The organism is Nocardia aurantiaca, from assembly GCF_009708175.1.
GTDB lineage: Bacteria > Actinomycetota > Actinomycetes > Mycobacteriales > Mycobacteriaceae > Nocardia > Nocardia aurantiaca.
The window spans coordinates 46,657-62,968 of sequence record NZ_WMBB01000013.1; the positions used below are offsets into that span (position 1 = coordinate 46,657).

Annotated in this window: 16 protein-coding genes and 1 other RNA gene; 9 read left to right on the top strand and 8 right to left on the bottom strand. The window is 70.1% G+C overall.

The window, feature by feature from the left end; translation table 11 throughout:
- Positions 1-462: 462 nt before the first annotated feature.
- Together GLP40_RS25625 and rnpB are read right to left on the bottom strand one after the other, a co-directional pair.
- A complete protein-coding gene (locus GLP40_RS25625; protein ID WP_407671667.1) occupies positions 463-1,407 on the bottom strand; it encodes an SPFH domain-containing protein in 945 nt (314 codons plus the stop codon).
- A gap of 372 nt (positions 1,408-1,779) precedes the next feature.
- Positions 1,780-2,211, bottom strand: an RNA gene (rnpB, locus tag GLP40_RS25630) — RNase P RNA component class A.
- A gap of 30 nt (positions 2,212-2,241) precedes the next feature.
- Here rnpB and GLP40_RS25635 point away from each other — a divergent pair.
- Positions 2,242-3,129 carry an alpha/beta hydrolase gene (locus tag GLP40_RS25635; RefSeq protein WP_154790578.1) on the top strand — a complete coding sequence of 296 codons (888 nt, stop codon included), beginning with the start codon at positions 2,242-2,244 and terminating at the stop codon, positions 3,127-3,129.
- Between the two features lie 28 nt (positions 3,130-3,157).
- Here GLP40_RS25635 and GLP40_RS25640 read toward each other — a convergent pair whose 3' ends face one another.
- From GLP40_RS25640 to cobC, 4 genes are all read right to left on the bottom strand, one after another.
- Positions 3,158-4,384, bottom strand: a complete 1,227-nt coding sequence (locus GLP40_RS25640; RefSeq protein WP_328290678.1) for a bifunctional RNase H/acid phosphatase — start codon at positions 4,382-4,384, stop codon at positions 3,158-3,160.
- Positions 4,385-4,633: 249 nt separating this feature from the next.
- On the bottom strand, positions 4,634-5,371 hold the full coding sequence (locus GLP40_RS25645; RefSeq protein WP_154790579.1) for a zinc ribbon domain-containing protein: 738 nt from the start codon (positions 5,369-5,371) through the stop codon (positions 4,634-4,636).
- Between the two features lie 235 nt (positions 5,372-5,606).
- The gene (locus GLP40_RS25650) at positions 5,607-6,737 is read right to left on the bottom strand and encodes a Nif3-like dinuclear metal center hexameric protein (protein WP_328290646.1); all 1,131 of its coding nucleotides are present in this window, start codon (positions 6,735-6,737) and stop codon (positions 5,607-5,609) included.
- A gap of 39 nt (positions 6,738-6,776) precedes the next feature.
- Positions 6,777-7,826 carry an Rv2231c family pyridoxal phosphate-dependent protein CobC gene (gene cobC / locus GLP40_RS25655; RefSeq protein WP_328290647.1) on the bottom strand — a complete coding sequence of 350 codons (1,050 nt, stop codon included), beginning with the start codon at positions 7,824-7,826 and terminating at the stop codon, positions 6,777-6,779.
- Positions 7,827-7,870: 44 nt separating this feature from the next.
- Here cobC and GLP40_RS25660 point away from each other — a divergent pair, with 44 nt between their 5' ends.
- The 4 genes from GLP40_RS25660 (at position 7,871) to sigJ (ending at position 11,515) form a co-directional block, all read left to right on the top strand.
- On the top strand, positions 7,871-8,356 hold the full coding sequence (locus GLP40_RS25660) for a low molecular weight protein-tyrosine-phosphatase (RefSeq protein ID WP_154790580.1): 486 nt from the start codon (positions 7,871-7,873) through the stop codon (positions 8,354-8,356).
- Positions 8,353-9,312 carry an SURF1 family cytochrome oxidase biogenesis protein gene (locus GLP40_RS25665; RefSeq protein WP_154790581.1) on the top strand — a complete coding sequence of 320 codons (960 nt, stop codon included), beginning with the start codon at positions 8,353-8,355 and terminating at the stop codon, positions 9,310-9,312. The genes GLP40_RS25660 and GLP40_RS25665 overlap by 4 nt, the downstream gene beginning before the upstream one ends.
- A 126-nt stretch (positions 9,313-9,438) precedes the next feature.
- The gene (locus tag GLP40_RS25670; RefSeq protein WP_230329945.1) at positions 9,439-10,422 is read left to right on the top strand and encodes a cobalamin biosynthesis protein; all 984 of its coding nucleotides are present in this window, start codon (positions 9,439-9,441) and stop codon (positions 10,420-10,422) included.
- A gap of 139 nt (positions 10,423-10,561) precedes the next feature.
- Complete coding sequence (gene sigJ / locus GLP40_RS25675) at positions 10,562-11,515, top strand: RNA polymerase sigma factor SigJ (protein ID WP_154790582.1); 954 nt, start codon at positions 10,562-10,564, stop codon at positions 11,513-11,515.
- Positions 11,516-11,579: 64 nt separating this feature from the next.
- On the opposite strand, the gene ald is transcribed toward sigJ, so the two are convergent.
- Both ald and GLP40_RS25685 read right to left on the bottom strand, forming a co-directional pair.
- Positions 11,580-12,689 carry an alanine dehydrogenase gene (ald, locus tag GLP40_RS25680; protein ID WP_154790583.1) on the bottom strand — a complete coding sequence of 370 codons (1,110 nt, stop codon included), beginning with the start codon at positions 12,687-12,689 and terminating at the stop codon, positions 11,580-11,582.
- 116 nt (positions 12,690-12,805) lie between these two features.
- A complete protein-coding gene (locus GLP40_RS25685; RefSeq protein ID WP_154790584.1) occupies positions 12,806-13,597 on the bottom strand; it encodes an MBL fold metallo-hydrolase in 792 nt (263 codons plus the stop codon).
- A gap of 71 nt (positions 13,598-13,668) precedes the next feature.
- On the opposite strand from GLP40_RS25685, the gene GLP40_RS25690 reads away from it, so the two are divergent.
- The 4 genes from GLP40_RS25690 to GLP40_RS25705 all read left to right on the top strand — a co-directional run bounded on the left by GLP40_RS25690 (position 13,669) and on the right by GLP40_RS25705 (position 16,255).
- Positions 13,669-14,637, top strand: coding sequence for a GlxA family transcriptional regulator (locus GLP40_RS25690; RefSeq protein WP_154790585.1), 969 nt, complete (start codon positions 13,669-13,671; stop codon positions 14,635-14,637).
- A 9-nt stretch (positions 14,638-14,646) separates the two neighbouring features.
- Positions 14,647-15,162: a gamma carbonic anhydrase family protein gene (locus GLP40_RS25695; RefSeq protein WP_154790586.1), complete on the top strand. Its 516-nt coding sequence runs from the start codon at positions 14,647-14,649 to the stop codon at positions 15,160-15,162.
- Between the two features lie 143 nt (positions 15,163-15,305).
- Positions 15,306-15,479: a hypothetical protein gene (locus GLP40_RS25700; RefSeq protein ID WP_154790587.1), complete on the top strand. Its 174-nt coding sequence runs from the start codon at positions 15,306-15,308 to the stop codon at positions 15,477-15,479.
- A 143-nt stretch (positions 15,480-15,622) separates the two neighbouring features.
- Positions 15,623-16,255, top strand: a complete 633-nt coding sequence (locus GLP40_RS25705) for a TetR/AcrR family transcriptional regulator (RefSeq protein ID WP_154790588.1) — start codon at positions 15,623-15,625, stop codon at positions 16,253-16,255.
- The last annotated feature ends 57 nt before the right edge of the window (positions 16,256-16,312 follow it).

Below are 16,312 nucleotides of genomic sequence, written 5' to 3' on the forward strand. Positions count from 1 at the left end.
TTCGACGATCATTGAGCCCTTCGCCCCGTTGCGGACCGCAACGGAACTTTCCAACGCGCAACACTTTATGACGTCCATCACGTTCGGTGCCAGTTCAGAGCGGATAACCCACTCGACACGCCGAGCCGCGCCGCTACACGCCGTGCGGCGCGCCGCAATTCTCATCCAACCCATTGGTCTGCGCACACGAATGGGCGAGCGGCGCCGGTCACGCCGCCCACCCGCGGAGAATTCTCCGACCTGGCGTTTCCAGGTTTACTTACCGCGCAGTCCGTCAGGGAACTTGGCGCTGAACAACTTGAATCCGTACGCGATCCCGAACAGCACCACGATGGCCGCCGGCTGAATCACACCCGCCATGATTTCTTCCTCATCCTCTTGCCGCCGCGCGTGCGCGGACCCGGTGCCCGCGCTACGCCGACTCCTCACCGCCGCCGGGCTCCCGGCCGCGTTCGTGTTTTCCTACGTATCGGGCGACTTTTCCCAGGCATTGGGCGGCGCCGACGGCGCACCGGGCTGTTCCAGCGCCGCCAGGGCCTCCCGGATACCGGGTTGGGCGAGTGCCGCCATCAACTCGCCGACCGCGGCGGGAGTAAGGCCCGGTTGTTCGTCGCCCGACCGCTCCGGCTCCTTGTCCTGCTCCGGTTGCCCCGCCTGAGCGGGTGGCCGCCCGCTGCGTTCCAGGAATCGCAGCAGTTCCACCGGGAACGGCAGCACCAGGGTCGAATTCTTTTCCGCCGCAACCTGAACCACGGTCTCCAGGAAGCGCAGTTGCAGGGCCGCCGGGGCATGGGCCATGTTCGCCGCCGCCGCGGCGAGCTTCTGCGAGGCCTGTAGCTCGCCCTCGGCCGAGATGATGCGGGCGCGGCGCTCGCGTTCGGCCTCGGCCTGGCGAGACATGGAGCGTTTCAACGCATCCGGCAGCGCCACGTCCTTGATCTCGACGCGATCGATGTGCACGCCCCAGTTCACGGCAGGGCTGTCGATCATCAGTTCCAGGCCCTTGTTGAGCTGCTCCCGATTCGACAGCAGATCATCCAGATCGCTCTTGCCGATGATCGAGCGCAACGAGGTCTGCGCCACCTGTGCGACCGCGAACAGATAGTCCTGGACCTCGACGAGGGCGCGCATGGGGTCGATGACGCGGAAGTAGACGACCGCGTCCACCCGGACGGTCACATTGTCCCGCGTGATGCCCTCCTGCGCGGGCACCGGCATGGTGACCACCTGCATGGAGATCTTCTGCATCTTGTCCACGCCCGGAATCAGCAGCCGCATCCCGGGGTCCCGCACCGCGCGCACCCGCCCCAGCCGGAAAACCACGCCTCTTTCGTACTGGGTGACCACGCGCACCCCCGCCGCCAGCCCGATCCCCGCAATAACGACGATGGCCGCGAGCCACCCCATCAACAGATACAGGACGTCCATATCTTCGCTCCGCGAAACGATCTCCGCGCCACCAGAAACCCGATGGTGTGCCTCCATCATCGCACCGGAAGAACACCCCCGCGACGCCAATCCCCACGACCGGACCCACCCACAAGGTTCGCGTTCCCCCAACGGCATCCCCCAAAGGCTCGCCTCCCCCCAACTACATCCCCCAAAGGTTCGCCTCCCCCCAACTACATCCCCCAAAGGTTCGCGGCCGTCTCGATTCTGGACTGACGGAGCGGGGGAGCGAAGCGGAGGAGCGGAGGAGGGAAGAATCGAGACCTCAGGGCCGCGAACCCGCCCGGAGCGAAGCGGAGGGCAGAAGATACAGCGGAGGGCAAAATAGCGCGAACGAGTCGGTCTGTAAGCCGGATCCTGTCCCCGGTGGTTACCCACCGGGTGGCGACCATCCATCTGGACACACCGTTGCCGGGTGCCTCGAGCGGTCCACCCGCAGGCTCGGGCGAGCAGCCCTCGAACGCCTGCGCAGTCGCACTCTCGCGAGTGCGGCCTTCGACCTTGCTCCGGGCGGGGTTTACCGAGCCACGCCGGTCACCCGGCGCGCTGGTGCGCTCTTACCGCACCGTTTCACCCTTACCGGCGGTGCACTTCTCGCGAAGTGCGGCCCACCGGCGGTCTGTTTTCTGTGGCACTGTCCCGCGGGTTGCCCCGGGTTGCCGTTAGCAACCGCCCTGCTCTCCGGAGTCCGGACTTTCCTCGGCGAAGGGCGGCGGCACCAAGCGTGCCCGTTCCCTCAGCCGCGGCCGCCCGACCGACTCGTCCGCGAACACCAGGGTACGGTAGGGCGTCATGGAGCGTGTCGAGGTGGGGTTCCCTTCGGGTGGCGACCAGTGCGCAGGGTGGCTGTATCTCCCGGATGGACCGCCCAAGCCGCGCCCGCTGGTGGTCATGGGTCACGGGCTGGGGGCGGACCGGGAAATGGGATTGGACCGGTATGCCCGGCGTTTCGCATCGGCGGGAATCGCGGTGCTGGCCTTCGACTATCGGCATTTCGGGGCCAGCGGGGGTGAGCCTCGGCAGGTGATCAATATCGCCCGGCAGCGCGAGGACTGGCATGCGGCCATCGCCTTCGCGCGCACCATCCGGGGCATCGACGCCACCCGAATCGCGCTGTGGGGCAGTTCTTTCGGCGGCGGGCACGTGCTGGCCGTCGCACCCGACGATCACTACGTCGCGGCCGTGGTGGCGCAGTGCCCGTTCACCAGCGGCTGGTCCTCGGCCATGGCGAAGGGGCCGATCAGCCTGATCAAGACCGGCACGCTGGCGGTCACGGATCAGGTGGTGGGACCGATCATTCGCCGTCCGATCAATGTCCGGCTGGCCGGCAAGAAGCATTCCGCGGCCTTGATGAGCGCCGCCGACGTGCCCGCCGGGTTCGGCCGCCTGGCCGAGGAGAGCGCACGGTACCGGCCGAAGGTGGCCGCCCGCATCGGCCTGTCGACGCTGTTCGACAATCCCACCCGACACGTCAAGGACATCAAAGCGCCGGTGCTGTATGCGATCTGCGACAACGACTCGGTGGCACCCGCGGGCCCGACCCTCAAGGCCGCGGAACGCACCAAGCACGCCACCGTGAAGCGCTACCCCATCGGGCATTTCGAGATCTATTTCGACGACTGGTTCGAGAAGGCCGTCTACGACCAGACCGAATTCCTCATGGCCACGCTGCGTCCCTGAACCCGAACCCGCTGGGGTGCACGGGTTCTCAGAGATAGGAGGTGTCGTTGACCAGGCGCACCGAGGAACCGCCGTCCGGATAGAACTCGGCGATGGACAGCGACCCCAGATCCAGGTGCAGCCGGTACAGCAGCGAGGGCCCCACCCCGAGCGCCAACTGCAGCAGCGTCTTGATCGGCGTGACATGGCTGACCACAAGCACATTCGCGCCCGGATACAGCGCCACCAGATCCCGCCGCACCGCCTCGACCCGCTCCCGCACCTGGTCGAAGCTCTCGCCGCCGGGCGCCGGAACCGACGGATCCCCCAGCCAGCGGCCGTGCAGCTCCGGATAATGCTCACGGGCCTCCTGGAAGGTCATCCCTTCCCACGCGCCGAAATCGGTCTCGGTCAATCCGTCCAGCACACGCACCGGCAGTCCGAGCGCCCGTCCCGCCGCCTCGGCGGTATCCCGCGCCCGCCCGAGCGGCGAGGACACGATGGCCTCGATCCCGCCCTTGGCCGCGAGCATGGCCGCCGCGTCGGCCGCCTGCCGCCAGCCCAATTCGGTGAGCGGCGGATTGCCCCGTCCCGAATATCGCCGATGCACCGACAATTCCGTCTGCCCGTGGCGTAGCAGCAGCAGCCGGGTCGGCCGCCCGACCGCTCCGGTCCACCCGGGCCCGACCGTCGCCGCCCGAGCGACGCCGACCGCAGCGGAATCGACCACGCCACCCGCAAGTGCCGCACCGATTGCTCCTACGGCCGAACGAGATTCGACCGCGGTATCCGCGGCGACGCTGCCGGGCCGCGGGTCCGCATCCGCGGCAGTGCGCTCGCTCGCGAGTGCGGTGCGTACCTCGGCGACGGTGTCCCCGTCATCCATGGCCTCGTTGGCCAGCCGGTCCGCGCGCGAATTGTCCTTGCGCGGAATCCAGGCGAAGCTCACCCGGTCGAACCCGGCCACCAGCCGCCGCGCCCGATCGGCGAGCGGAATCATCGACTCGTGCTTGACCTTCCACCGCCCGGACATCTGCTCCACGACCAGCTTGGAGTCCAAACGCACGATTACCTCACGCGCACCGAGCTCGGCCGCCGCCTCCAAACCCGCGATCAGCCCGCGATATTCGGCGACATTGTTGGTGGAGACACCGAGAAACTCCTTACGCTCGGCCAGCACGCGCACGTGGTCGGCGTCCCACACCACCGCGCCGTAACCGGCGGGCCCCGGATTTCCGCGCGCCCCTCCGTCAGCCTCGACGATCACCATGTCCACCAACGCTGTTCACCTTTCGTGCCGGCCTGAAAGTCCGCCTCCGACCGCGCCCAGGCTCGCTGCGTCGGACAGCGAACCGCATTACCGTGTATGCCGCCGCCTCGGCCCTCCGGTCCGCTCTCCGCGTAGATCATCTCTCGCCTCGAGCCGTACCGGGGTCGCGGCGTCGCGGTCGTCGAGCGGCCCCGCGGTCCGCGCCCGGGCGGACACGTGGGGTGCCGCGCGCCCCACGTGCGCGCGGCCACCGAATCAGAGCCCGGACTGCTTGGTGCGCACCAGGATCGCACCACATTCGGGGCAGCGGACGACCACGTCGGGAGCCGTCTGGGTGATGCGGGAGATCTCGCCCCGGTCGAGTTCGATACGGCAGGCGCCGCACCGGCGGGCCTGCAGCAGAGCGGCGCCGACGCCGTAGCCGGTGCGCTGCTTGTCGTAGGCGGCCAGCAGATCGGCGGGGAAGGCGTTGACGAGGGCGGCGCGGTCGGAGTCACAGCGCTGCTGGGCCACGGTCAGATCGGCCAGGGCGTCGTCGCGGCGGCGCTCGGCGTCGACCAGGTCCGCCTCGGCCTTGTCCAGGTTGGCGCCCGCGTGGTCGTGGTCGGCGGCGGCCGCCTCGCGGCGCTCCATCACCTCGAGAAGGTCATCTTCCAGAACCTTGCGACGGCGTTCCAGGCTGCCCAGCTCATGCTGGAGTTCGGAGAGCTGCTTGGCCCCGACCGACCCCGCGGTGAGCATGCCGCGGTCGCGCTCCTCACGCTTGCGGACGGCCTCGATCTCGCCCTCCAGCTTGCGAATGTCGCGGTCCAGGTCATCGATGAGGATCTCGACCTTCACCGCCGCATCCTTGCGGGTCGTGCGCTCGGCCTCCAGCCGCGCCACTTCCTGCTGCTCGGGCAGCACCTTGCGGCGATGCTCGATCCGCGTCAGCTCGGCGTCGACGGCAGCGAGGTCGAGCAGCTTGGCCTGGATCGATGGTTCTGCATTCAACGCGAAGGTCTCCTGGACGCTATGGACAGTAAGACTCCCACCGTACCGTGTTCAATTTGCCCGACGCTTCGCTCCGGGCGGGTTCGCGGCCCCGAGGTCTCGATTCTTCCCTCCCACAAGGCGCAGGTCCATGGAGCCGTTCGTTCCTGCGCTCCGAGCGCGGGGGGGGCGGAGCGGAGGCCGGAATCGAGCGCTCCGCCTCTCCTCGTCCGGCCGCGAACCAGAAAGTGGCTGATCAGCAGCCGGCCGCGCCGATGGTCCACGGGTCGGTGCGCAGCGTCGAGACACGGGTCTCGAGGCTGGGCAGCGCGGCGCGCACCACACCCTCCGCCTGCGCGCACCAGGGGAACTCGGTGGCCCAGTGGGCGGCGTCGATCAGGGCCGGGCCGCCGGCGCGCAGGTGCTCGTCGGCCGGATGGTGGCGCAGATCCGAGGTCACGTAGGCGTCGACGCCGAGGCGAGAGACCTTGCCCAGGAACGAATCTCCCGCGCCGCCGCACACCGCGACCGTGCCGATGACGCGGTCGGGGTCGCCCGCGGCGCGCACGCCCCAGGTGGTGGCGGGCAGGGCGGCGCGCACACGAGCGGTGAAGTCCCGCAACGTTTCCGGAGTGGTCAGCTCGCCGACGCGGCCGATGCCCATGCTGGAGGGCAACTCCGCACGTTCGGTGACGTGGTAGACGGGCTCCTCGTAGGGGTGGGCCGCGCGAAGCGCGGCCAGCAGTGCGGCGCGACGGGAGGGCGGCGCCACCACCTCGAGGCGGTCCTCGGTGACCTCGTGCAGTTCGCCGACCGCGCCCAGGGCCGGGTTCGCCCCCTCGAGAGGCCGGAACTGTCCGGTACCCGCGACGGTCCAGGCGGCGTCGGAGTAGTTGCCGATCACACCGGCGCCCGCCGCGAAGAGGGCGTCGAGCACTTCGTCGCGGTGGGTGACCGGCACCGCCACCACCCACTTGTCCAGTGCGGTCAGCGGTTTCGGGTCCAGCGGCCCGGTCACCGTCAGTCCGATCGTGTGCGCCAGCGCATCCGAGACGCCGGGGTCGGCGGAGTCGGCATTGGTGTGCGCGGTGAACAGCGCGCAGCCGGAGCGGATGAGCCGGTGCAGCAGCGCACCTTTCGGCGTGCTGGCCGCGATCGTGTCCACGCCGCGCAGCAGCAGCGGGTGGTGCACGACCAGGGCCTGCGCACCCCACTCGATGGCCTCGTCCACGACGGCGGCGGTGGCGTCGACGGCGAACAGCACCCGCGACACCCGCTCGTCCGGGTCACCGGCCACCAGCCCCACCGAATCCCAGGATTCGGCCAGCCGGGGCGGATACGCCGCATCCAACGCCGCCATGAGATCCGCCAGCCGCACCGTCGTCACCACAACCGAACCTCCCGACTCTCGTCGTTGTCTTCCTGGTCACAAGCCCACGTCGCGAATCGCCGCGACCAGCCGATCCACCTCGGCGGCGGGTCGCACCGCCACCCGCAGGAAACCCGGGTCCAGCCCGGGGAACGTATCACCGCGGCGCACCGCTATTCCCTTGTCCGCGAGCTTCTTTCGCAACAGTTCCGCATCCGGCACCCGAATCAGCAGGAACGGCCCTCGCGCGGGCTCGCGCACCTCGATGCCGATCGCCCGCAGCCGCGGGATCATGGCGGCCCGATCGGCGGCGATGGTCTCGGCCTTGCGCTGTGCCTCGGCCACGGCGGCCGGTTCGCTCACCGCCGCAATGGCTTCCAGTTGCAGGGTGCCGAGCGGCCAGTGCGGCCGGCCGTGGTTCAACCGGGCCAGCACCTCCGGCGCGCCGAGTACATAACCGCAGCGCAGTCCGGCCAGCGCCCAGGTCTTGGTGAGGCTGCGGAACACGAGCACATCCGGACAGCTCTCTCCGGCAAGGGATTCCGCCTCCCCCGGCACCGCGTCGGCGAACGCCTCGTCCACCACCACGATCCGCCCGGGCCGCCGCAGCGCCCGAATGCCGTCCGCCGGATGCAGCACCGAGGTCGGATTGGTGGGATTGCCCACCACCACCAGATCCGCGTTCTCCGGCACCGCGGCGCCGTCGAGGGTGTAGGGCGGCGCGAGCATGACCCGGGCGACCGGCACCCCCGCCTGCCGCAACGCCAGTTCCGGTTCGGTGAACGAGGGGTGGATCACCGCGGCGAGCCTGGACCCCAGCCGCGGCAGCATGGCGAAGCCTTCCGCCACGCCGGCCAGCAACAGCACGTCCTCGAGCGCCCGCCCGTGCCGGGCCGCGACCGCCGCCCGCGCCGCCCGCTCGTCGTCCTCCCCCGGATACCGACCGAGCTGCCCCAGCCGCGCGGCCAGCCGCTCCCGCAACCACTCCGGCGGCGCACTCCCCTGGACGTTCACCGCGAAGTCGACCATCCCCGGCCGGGCGTCCACGTCCCCGTGGTGCCGCAGCCTGGCATGGTCGAAATCCTGGAACTGGGTGTCGTCCGGCACAGCCGTCCACCCTACGTGGCCGGGTGCGACACCCACCGGACAGAATGGCTGTTGTGGGCGAGCTGCATGTGACCTTCATCTGCACCGGCAATATCTGCCGGTCCCCGATGGCCGAGAAGATCTTCGCCGCGCACCTGGAGCGCGCGGGGCTGGCGGATCGTGTGCGGGTGAGCAGCGCCGGGACCGGCGGCTGGCATGTGGGCGATGAGGCCGACCACCGGACGAACCGCGAGTTGCGGGCATACGGGTATCCGACCGGGCATCGGGCCGCGATGATCGGGCCCGATCATCGGGACGCCGATCTGCTGGTGGCGCTCGACACCGGGCATGAGCGGACGCTGGCCCGGATGGGGGTGCCATCGGATCGGCGGCGGTTGTTGCGGAGCTTCGATCCGCGCGCCGACGGCCGCTCGGTGCCGGATCCGTACTACGGCGATCAGTCCGACTTCGCGGTGGTGCGCGAGCAGATCGAGGCCGCCGTGCCGGGCCTGCTGGACTGGGTGCGCGAGCAGGTGGGTGAGGTCGCATGAGTTCGAAGACCTCGCTGCCGCGGCGGTTCGCCTTCCTGCTTCGCCCCAGCTGGCTGATTCTCGCCGTGGTGGTCGCCGGGTTCGCCTACCTGTGCTTCAGCGTGCTGGCCCCGTGGCAGCTGGGCAAGAACACACGCACCTCCGAACGCAATGACCGGATCGCGAATTCGGTGCACGCCGATCCGGTCGACATCGCCGCCATGCTCTCGGGCAACGGCAAGGACACCGAGTGGCGGCGCGTCACCGCCCACGGCGCCTACGTCCCGGATTCGACCGTGCTGGTGCGACTGCGCCACCTCGACGGCCAGCCCGCCTACACCGTTCTGGCCGCCTTCCGGCTCGACGACGGCCGCACCCTGCTGGTGGATCGCGGCCAGATCGCGGCGGCGGAGGGCGGCACCCATCCACCGGCCATCGCGGCCCCGCCCACCGGCACCCAGCACCTGTCGGCCCGCATCCGCGCCTCCGAGGGCGTGATCGAGAAGAAGCCGCCGACCACGGAAGACGGCTACCGCCAGGTCTATACGACCGACACCCAGCAGGAGGCCGCGGTCCTCGGCATCCCGCTGACCCCTATCCCCACCGACGGTCCGGGCGGCTATCTCCAGCTCGAATCCGGCCAGCCCGGCGCGTTCACCCCCGACCCGCTGCCCCAGCTCGATGCGGGCCCGTACCTGTCCTACGGCCTGCAATGGCTGGCCTTCGGCGTGATGGCGCCACTGGGCCTGGGTTACTTCATCTGGGCCGAAGTCCGCGCCCGCCGCCGCGAAAAGGCCGAAGCCGCCGCCCAACCGGCGGCCGATCGGTCGACCGGCACCGCCCGCTCGACCGGTGAGGTCACCTCCGAATCGCCCGCTCCCGCAACAGCGGCGAAACCCCACGACCCGGCCCCGAAGCCGAAACCCACGACGAACGAGGCCCGCCTCGCCGACCGCTATGGCGGCACCCGCCGCTGACGTCACCCCCGCGGCCCGGGTTCAGGGCGCGCGAGTGATGTCCCGGGCCGAGCCCCGGCGTGGTGGCTGGCGCAGCGGCCGCGGCCGGAGCGTGGCGGAGCCTCGGCTACCCTCGCCCGGGTGCGAATGGGGATGGCTACCGCGGCCGGGCTGCTGCTCGGGTTCGGCCTGGACCGGACGCTGGGCGATCCGCGGCGCGGGCATCCGGTGGCCGGATTCGGTGCGGCCGCGACGAAGGTGGAGGACCTCACCTATCGCGACAGCCGCGCGGCCGGGGTGGTTCACGAGGTCGTGCTGGTCGGCACGGCCGCAGGGCTGGGGATCGGACTGCGGCGCCTGGTGGCGGGCCGGACCGCACCGGCGTCGCGCACGAAGAATCGGGCCGAGCGCAGGATGGCGCGAGCAATCGGCGAGGTAGTGGTGACCGCGGCCGCGACCTGGACCGTGCTGGGCGGGACGACCTTGGCCAGGACCGGGCGTGAGATGGCGGATCGGCTCGAATCCGGGGATATCGACGGGGCGCGGGCACTGCTTCCATCGCTGTGCGGGCGCGATCCCGAGGTGCTGGACGCCGACGGCCTGGCCCGGGCCGCGCTGGAGTCGATCGCGGAGAACACCTCCGATGCGACTGTGGCGCCGCTGTTCTGGGGCGCCGTCGCGGGTGTCCCCGGACTGCTGGCGTATCGGGCGATCAACACCCTCGACGCGATGGTCGGTTACCGCAACGATCGCTATAGCCGCTTCGGCTGGGCCGCGGCTCGCACCGACGATGTCGCGAATCTCGTGCCCGCACGGGTCAGCGGCCTCATCACGACGGTCCTCGCACCGGTGGTCGGCGGTCGGCCCGCTGATGCGTGGCGGGCCTGGCGGCGCGATGCCGGGAAGCACCCGAGCCCGAATGCCGGTGTGGCGGAGGCGACCATGGCGGGTGCGCTGGGCGTGACCCTCGGCGGTCGCACCCAATACCGCCATGGCACCGAGTTGCGCCCCACGCTCGGTGACGGCCCGGTCCCCCGGGTGCGCGATCTTCGCCGCGCGGTGCGGCTCTCGGAGGCGGTTCAGCTGGCCGCGGCCTGCGCCGCCGCGATCGCGGCCTACCCGCGGCGTTGATCCGATAGCTCAGCTTCACGAATCGGACAGTCTTCTTCGGCGGGTTTTCTCATGGGAATGTCACAGTCCGCCGACCTGTTTCGTCGGTGCTGTGGACGGTCCGCCCCACCGGGTGGGCGTGAGTGAAGGGTGAGGTGCGATGAGCGGTGACGAACGGCGGAACGGGCCCGATCAGGCCGCGCTGGCGCGGCAGTTCGAGGAGCATCGCGGCTATTTGCGGCGGGTCGCGTACAGCACGCTCGGCAGCCTCAGCGATGCCGACGATGTGGTGCAGGAGGCGTGGCTGCGCCTGGTGCGCTATTACGAGACCAGCCCGGAGGGCGCGGACATCGAGAACCTGCGCGCCTGGCTGACCACCGTCACCGGCCGACTGGCCCTCGACCACCTGGGTTCGGCGCGCGCTCGCCGCGAACACTATGTGGGCGAATGGCTTCCGGAGCCGGAGATCACCACCTGGGACGATCCGGCCGACCGCGTCTCCCAGGACGAGCGCGTCACCACCGCCCTGCTGGTGGTGCTGGAATCCCTCTCCCCCGCCGAGCGCACCGCCTTCGTCCTCCAGGACGTCTTCGGCATGTCCGGCCCCGAGGTCGCCGAGGTGGTCGGCCGCACCCCGGCCGCGGTGCGCCAATTGGCCTCGCGTGCCCGCAAACACGTGGAGAACGGCACCCCGCGCTTCCCCGCCAGCCCCGACGAGCATGAGAAGGTGGTCTCCGCCTTCGCGGTGGCCTGGCGGTCCGGCGACCTGAGCGCCCTGCTCGGTCTGCTGGACTCCGAGGTCACCTTCACCTCCGACGGCGGCGGCAAGGTGCAGGCGTTCCTGCACCCCATGCGTGGTGCGGACAAGGTCGCCGCCACTCTGCTCGGCTTCCTGGGGAGAGCGTCCGAGGTCGGTGGCGCGTGGGGCCGTTCGGTGCTGGTCAACGGCCGCCCGGGCCTGGTGGTGTTCGACGGCAAGCACACCGGCGTCTTCTCGTTCACCATCGACGAGGGCCGCATCACCAAGATCGACGTGGTCCGCAATCCCGACAAGTTGCGGGGACTGCCCGCCGACGGCGCCGAGCCCGACTGGTCGCTGGGCGCCGACGCCTGATCCGGTGCCACGGGCCTGCCACCGATTCCCTCGGTCGCAGGCCCGTCATGGCGTGCGGATCAGCTCAGGAGGCGACGCGTGTCACCGGCCGCAGGCCGTGCGCGGCGGCCACTTCCGGTGAATACAGCTGTCCGGCGTCCGCGTTGAGGCCCTGTGCCAGACCGGGATCGGCGGTGCAGGCGGACCGCCAGCCCAGGTCGGCGATGGCGCGGGCGTAGGGCAGCGTGACATTGGTGAGGGCGACGGTGGAGGTGTGTGGTACCGCGCCCGGCATGTTCGCCACGCAGTAGAACAGTGAATCCGCCACTGGGAACGTGGGTTTCGTATGGGTGGTCGGGTGCGAGCTCTGGAAGCACCCGCCCTGGTCGATGGCGATATCGACCAGCACAGAGCCCGGCCGCATGCGAGCGACCAGGGTGTCGGGCACCAGCTTCGGGGCCCGAGCCCCGGGCACCAGCACCGCGCCGATCACCAGATCCGCTGCCAGCACGGCCTTCTCGACCTCGGCCGCATTGGAGCCGATGGTGATGACTCGCCCGCCGAACCGCGCGTCGAGCTCCCGCAGGCGCGCGATATTGGTGTCCAGCACGGCGACTCGCGCCCCCATGCCGACCGCGACAACCGCCGCATTACTGCCCGCCACCCCGCCGCCGAGCACCACCACATCCGCGGGCCGCACCCCCGGCACCCCACCGAGCAGCACGCCCGACCCGCCCTGGGGGGACATCAGATGGTAGGCCCCGACCTGGCTGCCGAGCTTGCCCGCCACCTCGCTCATGGGCGCGAGCAGCGGCAGCGACCCGTCCGGGGCCCGCACGGTCTCGTAGGCGATGGCGGTGATGCCGGAGCGCAGAATCGCGTCCGTACAGTCCCGCGAGGCGGCCAGGTGCAGGAAGGTGAACAGCACCTGCCCCTCCCGCATTCGCGAATACTCTTCGGCGATGGGTTCTTTCACCTTCAGCACCAGTTCCGCGGCACCCCACACCTCGTCCGCGTGCGGCGCGGTCCGCGCTCCCGCCGCGAGGTAGGCGTCGTCGGGGAAGCCGGACCCGACTCCCGCTCCTGCCTCGACCAGCACCTCGTGCCCGTGCCGCACCAGTTCCCCGGCGCCGGCCGGGGTGAGGGCGACGCGGTACTCCTGTTCCTTGACCTCCCGTGGTACCCCGATTCTCATACCGCCATCGTTCCCCCGCGGGGGACGCGCCGCCATGAGCGCCACGGCCCGATTTCGTCGCCCGCAATTGTCGGGCTATCCGCTCCGCCGGACTCGTCGAGCGGGTGCGCGGCAGATCAGGGGGCCACCGTGACGGCCAGCGCCGCACCCGGCGTCGGGATGCGCAACCGGTCGGCGCGACCGCCGACGGTGAACCGGTAGGTCAGGTAGTCGAGGTGCTCGGAGAAGTGCGCCCAGCCCTCGGCGTGCACCGGCACGATCACCGCGTCACCCAGCGCCGCCGAGGCCTGGACCGCGGTGCGGCCGTTGAGGGTCAGGTCGTGGTCGCCGAAGCGGTCGGTATTGGCCGCGCCCACATTGAGGATGGCGATATCGATGCGCCCGAAGCGTTCCGCGATCCGACGCACGTACTCGACCGAGGCATTGTCCCCGGAGACGTAGACCGTCGGCAGCCCCTCGGCCTGGAGCACGAAGCCGGTCACCACGCCGGTGAACGGCTCGCACCCCTCCGGTCCGTGCAGCGCGGGCACTCCGGTGACGGTCACCGCGCCGATTCGCACCGACTCCCAGGTGGCCAGTCCCCGAATGCCTTCCATGCGCCCGGCGGCGTCCGGCGTGGACAGCACGGTCTCGACGTCCGCGAGGAACTCCCGCCCGGATCGGTCGAGATTGTCGGCGTGCTGGTCGTGGGAGAGCAGCACCACGTCCACCGGTCCGATCTCCGCGGCGGGCACGGCGGGTCCGCTCAGCTTGTAGAGGGTGACGCCGCCCGGGTATTCGCCCGGCTCGTCGAATGTCGGATCGGTCAGCCAGACCAGATCGCCGTAGCCGAATCGCACTGTGGGACCGCCGATGTGGAGCAGTTCGATGGTGGTCGCGGCGGCTGCGGTGTCGATCGTGTTCGTCATGCCACCGAGTTTCGCGGCGAACCCCACCGCACGACAGTGGCCCGAAGGCCGCTATTCGATAAAATCGGGCCATGCCCCCCGGATGCGACGCCCCGCACACCGTGGCCGTCCTGGTTTTCGACGGAATCAGCCCGTTCCACCTGTCCGTGCCGACCCTGGTGTTCGGCCGCGTCGGCGCGGGCGGCCCGGACGGGAGCCCCTACCGCGTGGTGGTGTGCGCCGAGCAACCCGGAACCATCTCCACCCCAGCGGGTTTCGATATCGTCGTCGGCCACGGCCTGGAGGTGACCGAGACGGCCGACACCATCGTCATCCCCAGCTGGGAGCGCGATCTCCCACTGCCCGAGTCCATTCGGGACGCCCTGCACCGGGCCCATGCGCGCGGCGCCCGCATTGTCGGACTGTGCCTGGGCGCGTGGGCGTTGGCGGCCAGCGGCCTGGCCGACGGCCGCGAGATCACCACGCACTGGTCCGCCGCCGCCGAGATCGCCCGCGCCTACCCGGCGGTCCGGGTGCGCGCGGACACCCTGTGGTCCGATGACGGCGACCTCGTCACCTCCGCCGGCACCGCCGCCGCGCTGGACTGCTGCCTGCACCTGGTGCGGGCTGATCACGGCAGCCGGGTGGCGGCCGAGTTGGCCCGCCGCCTGGTGCTGGCCCCGCATCGCAGCGGCTCCCAGGCCCAGTACATTCCGGTGGCCGTGCCCGAGACCGCCGAGCAGGATCCGATCGAGCACGCTATGGTCTGGGCCAGAACGCGTCTCGACGAACCCCTCGATCTGGACGGCTGGGCCCGCGCCGCGCTGATGTCGCGTCGCACCTTCACCCGCCGCTTCCGCGACCGCACCGGCACCAGCCCGCAGCAGTGGTTGCTGCAGCAGCGTGTGGACCATGCCCGCCTGCTGCTGGAATCGACCGACGACACCGTGGATCGCATCGCCGCCGCCGCGGGATTGGGCACCGGCGTCAACCTCCGCCACCACTTCCACCGCCTGCTCGGCACCACCCCCGCGGCGCACCGGGCCCTGTTCCGCCGCTAAGTTCGGGCCATGAGGATTCAGTTGGGTGAGCACGCGCCGCAGATCGACGAGAGCGCGTGGGTCGCACCGAATGCCACCGTGGCCGGCCGGGTGCGGCTGGAAGCCGAAGTGAACGTCTGGTTTTCGGCGGTGCTGCGCGGCGATATGGACCAGATCACCGTCGGCGCCCGCAGCAATATTCAGGACGGGTGTGTGCTGCACGCCGATCCGGGCTTCCCCTGCACCGTGGGCGAGGGGGTTTCGGTGGGGCACAATGCGATCCTGCACGGCTGCACGGTCGGCGACGATGTGCTGATCGGCATGGGCGCGACCGTGCTGAACGGCGCGGTGATCGGGGAGGGCAGCCTGATCGCGGCCAACGCCCTGGTGCCGGAGGGCGCGCAGATTCCGCCGGGCTCGCTGGTGGCGGGGGTTCCGGGCAAGGTGCGCCGGGAGCTGAGCGAGGCCGAGCGCGATCACATTCGCCTGAATGCGACCGCCTACCTGCACAACACGGCGCTGCACCGGCAGGGTCAAGAGGTGTGACTGAAGGGGGTATGTGAAAATCCCCACACTGAACAAGTGACCATAAAGTCCGCTGTTAGCATCGTGCGAAGCGTTCCCGGCGGCCCGGGCTGTGCCGCCGCTCGCCGGGTGCGCGAGCTCGGGGCTAGCAGGAGGTTTCAACGGTGTCGTACGAGCACGATGGTATGCACCGACGGCGCATCAGCGTGGCCGATATCGCCGCGCAGCCAGGGGGAATCGAGGCGCTGCAGCGCCGGGTGCACGAACTGCGTTCCAACGGCAGCGATTTCGCGGCCAATGCGATAGAGAGCGAAATGACCGCCCTCAACGTGCGCTGAACGAACCTCGCGTGCATTGATTCGGGCGGGCTGCGGACCGCAACCCGGTGGCGATGCGATAATGCGGCTCGACCTACGCGCCGCTGCGCGCCTTGGCCGTTCGCCGCAATGTCGCGGTCGCCAACCGATCGACTGGAGACTCGATGTCGTCCGTGCCCACCATCCTGCAACGCATCCTGGAGAAGCCGCGGGCCGAAGGCGAACAGCTACTGGAGAGCGCGCTATCGGCCTTCCTCGACTTCGGGATCAAGCGAACCAGCATGGGAGAGATAGCGCGTCGCGCCGGCATCAGCCCGGCGACGCTGTATCGGCGCTTCGAATCCAAGAACGATCTGGTGGCCGCGGTGGGTGTGCGCGAGGCACAGCTGTTCATCGCCGCGATCGACAAGCGGGTCCAGCAGGCCACGGCCACCGGCGAATCCGGAGATGATCAACTGGTCGAGATCTTCGTCGCCTTCATCACCCAGCTGGCGAACAATCAACTGCTGCACCGCCTGCTGCGCACCGAGCCCGACACCATCCTGCCGCGTCTGACCACCGGAGCCGGGCCCATTCTCGCGGTCGGACGTGCCTATCTGGCCGAGAAGCTGCGCGCGCTCCAGGCCGCCGCCGATGTGCCGGCCTTCGACGCCGATCTGGTCGCGGAGGTGTTCGCACGCCTGGGTCAGTCGCTGGTGCTGACTCCGGACGGCCTGATTCCGCTGACCGATGAGACTGCCGCACGGGAGTTCGCCCGCCGCACGATGCTGCCCATGATCGGCGTGCAGCCGGTCTGACCGACGTTCCAGGGCGGAAAACTCGTTCGGACAATTCGATTCTTTCCGGCAGACTTG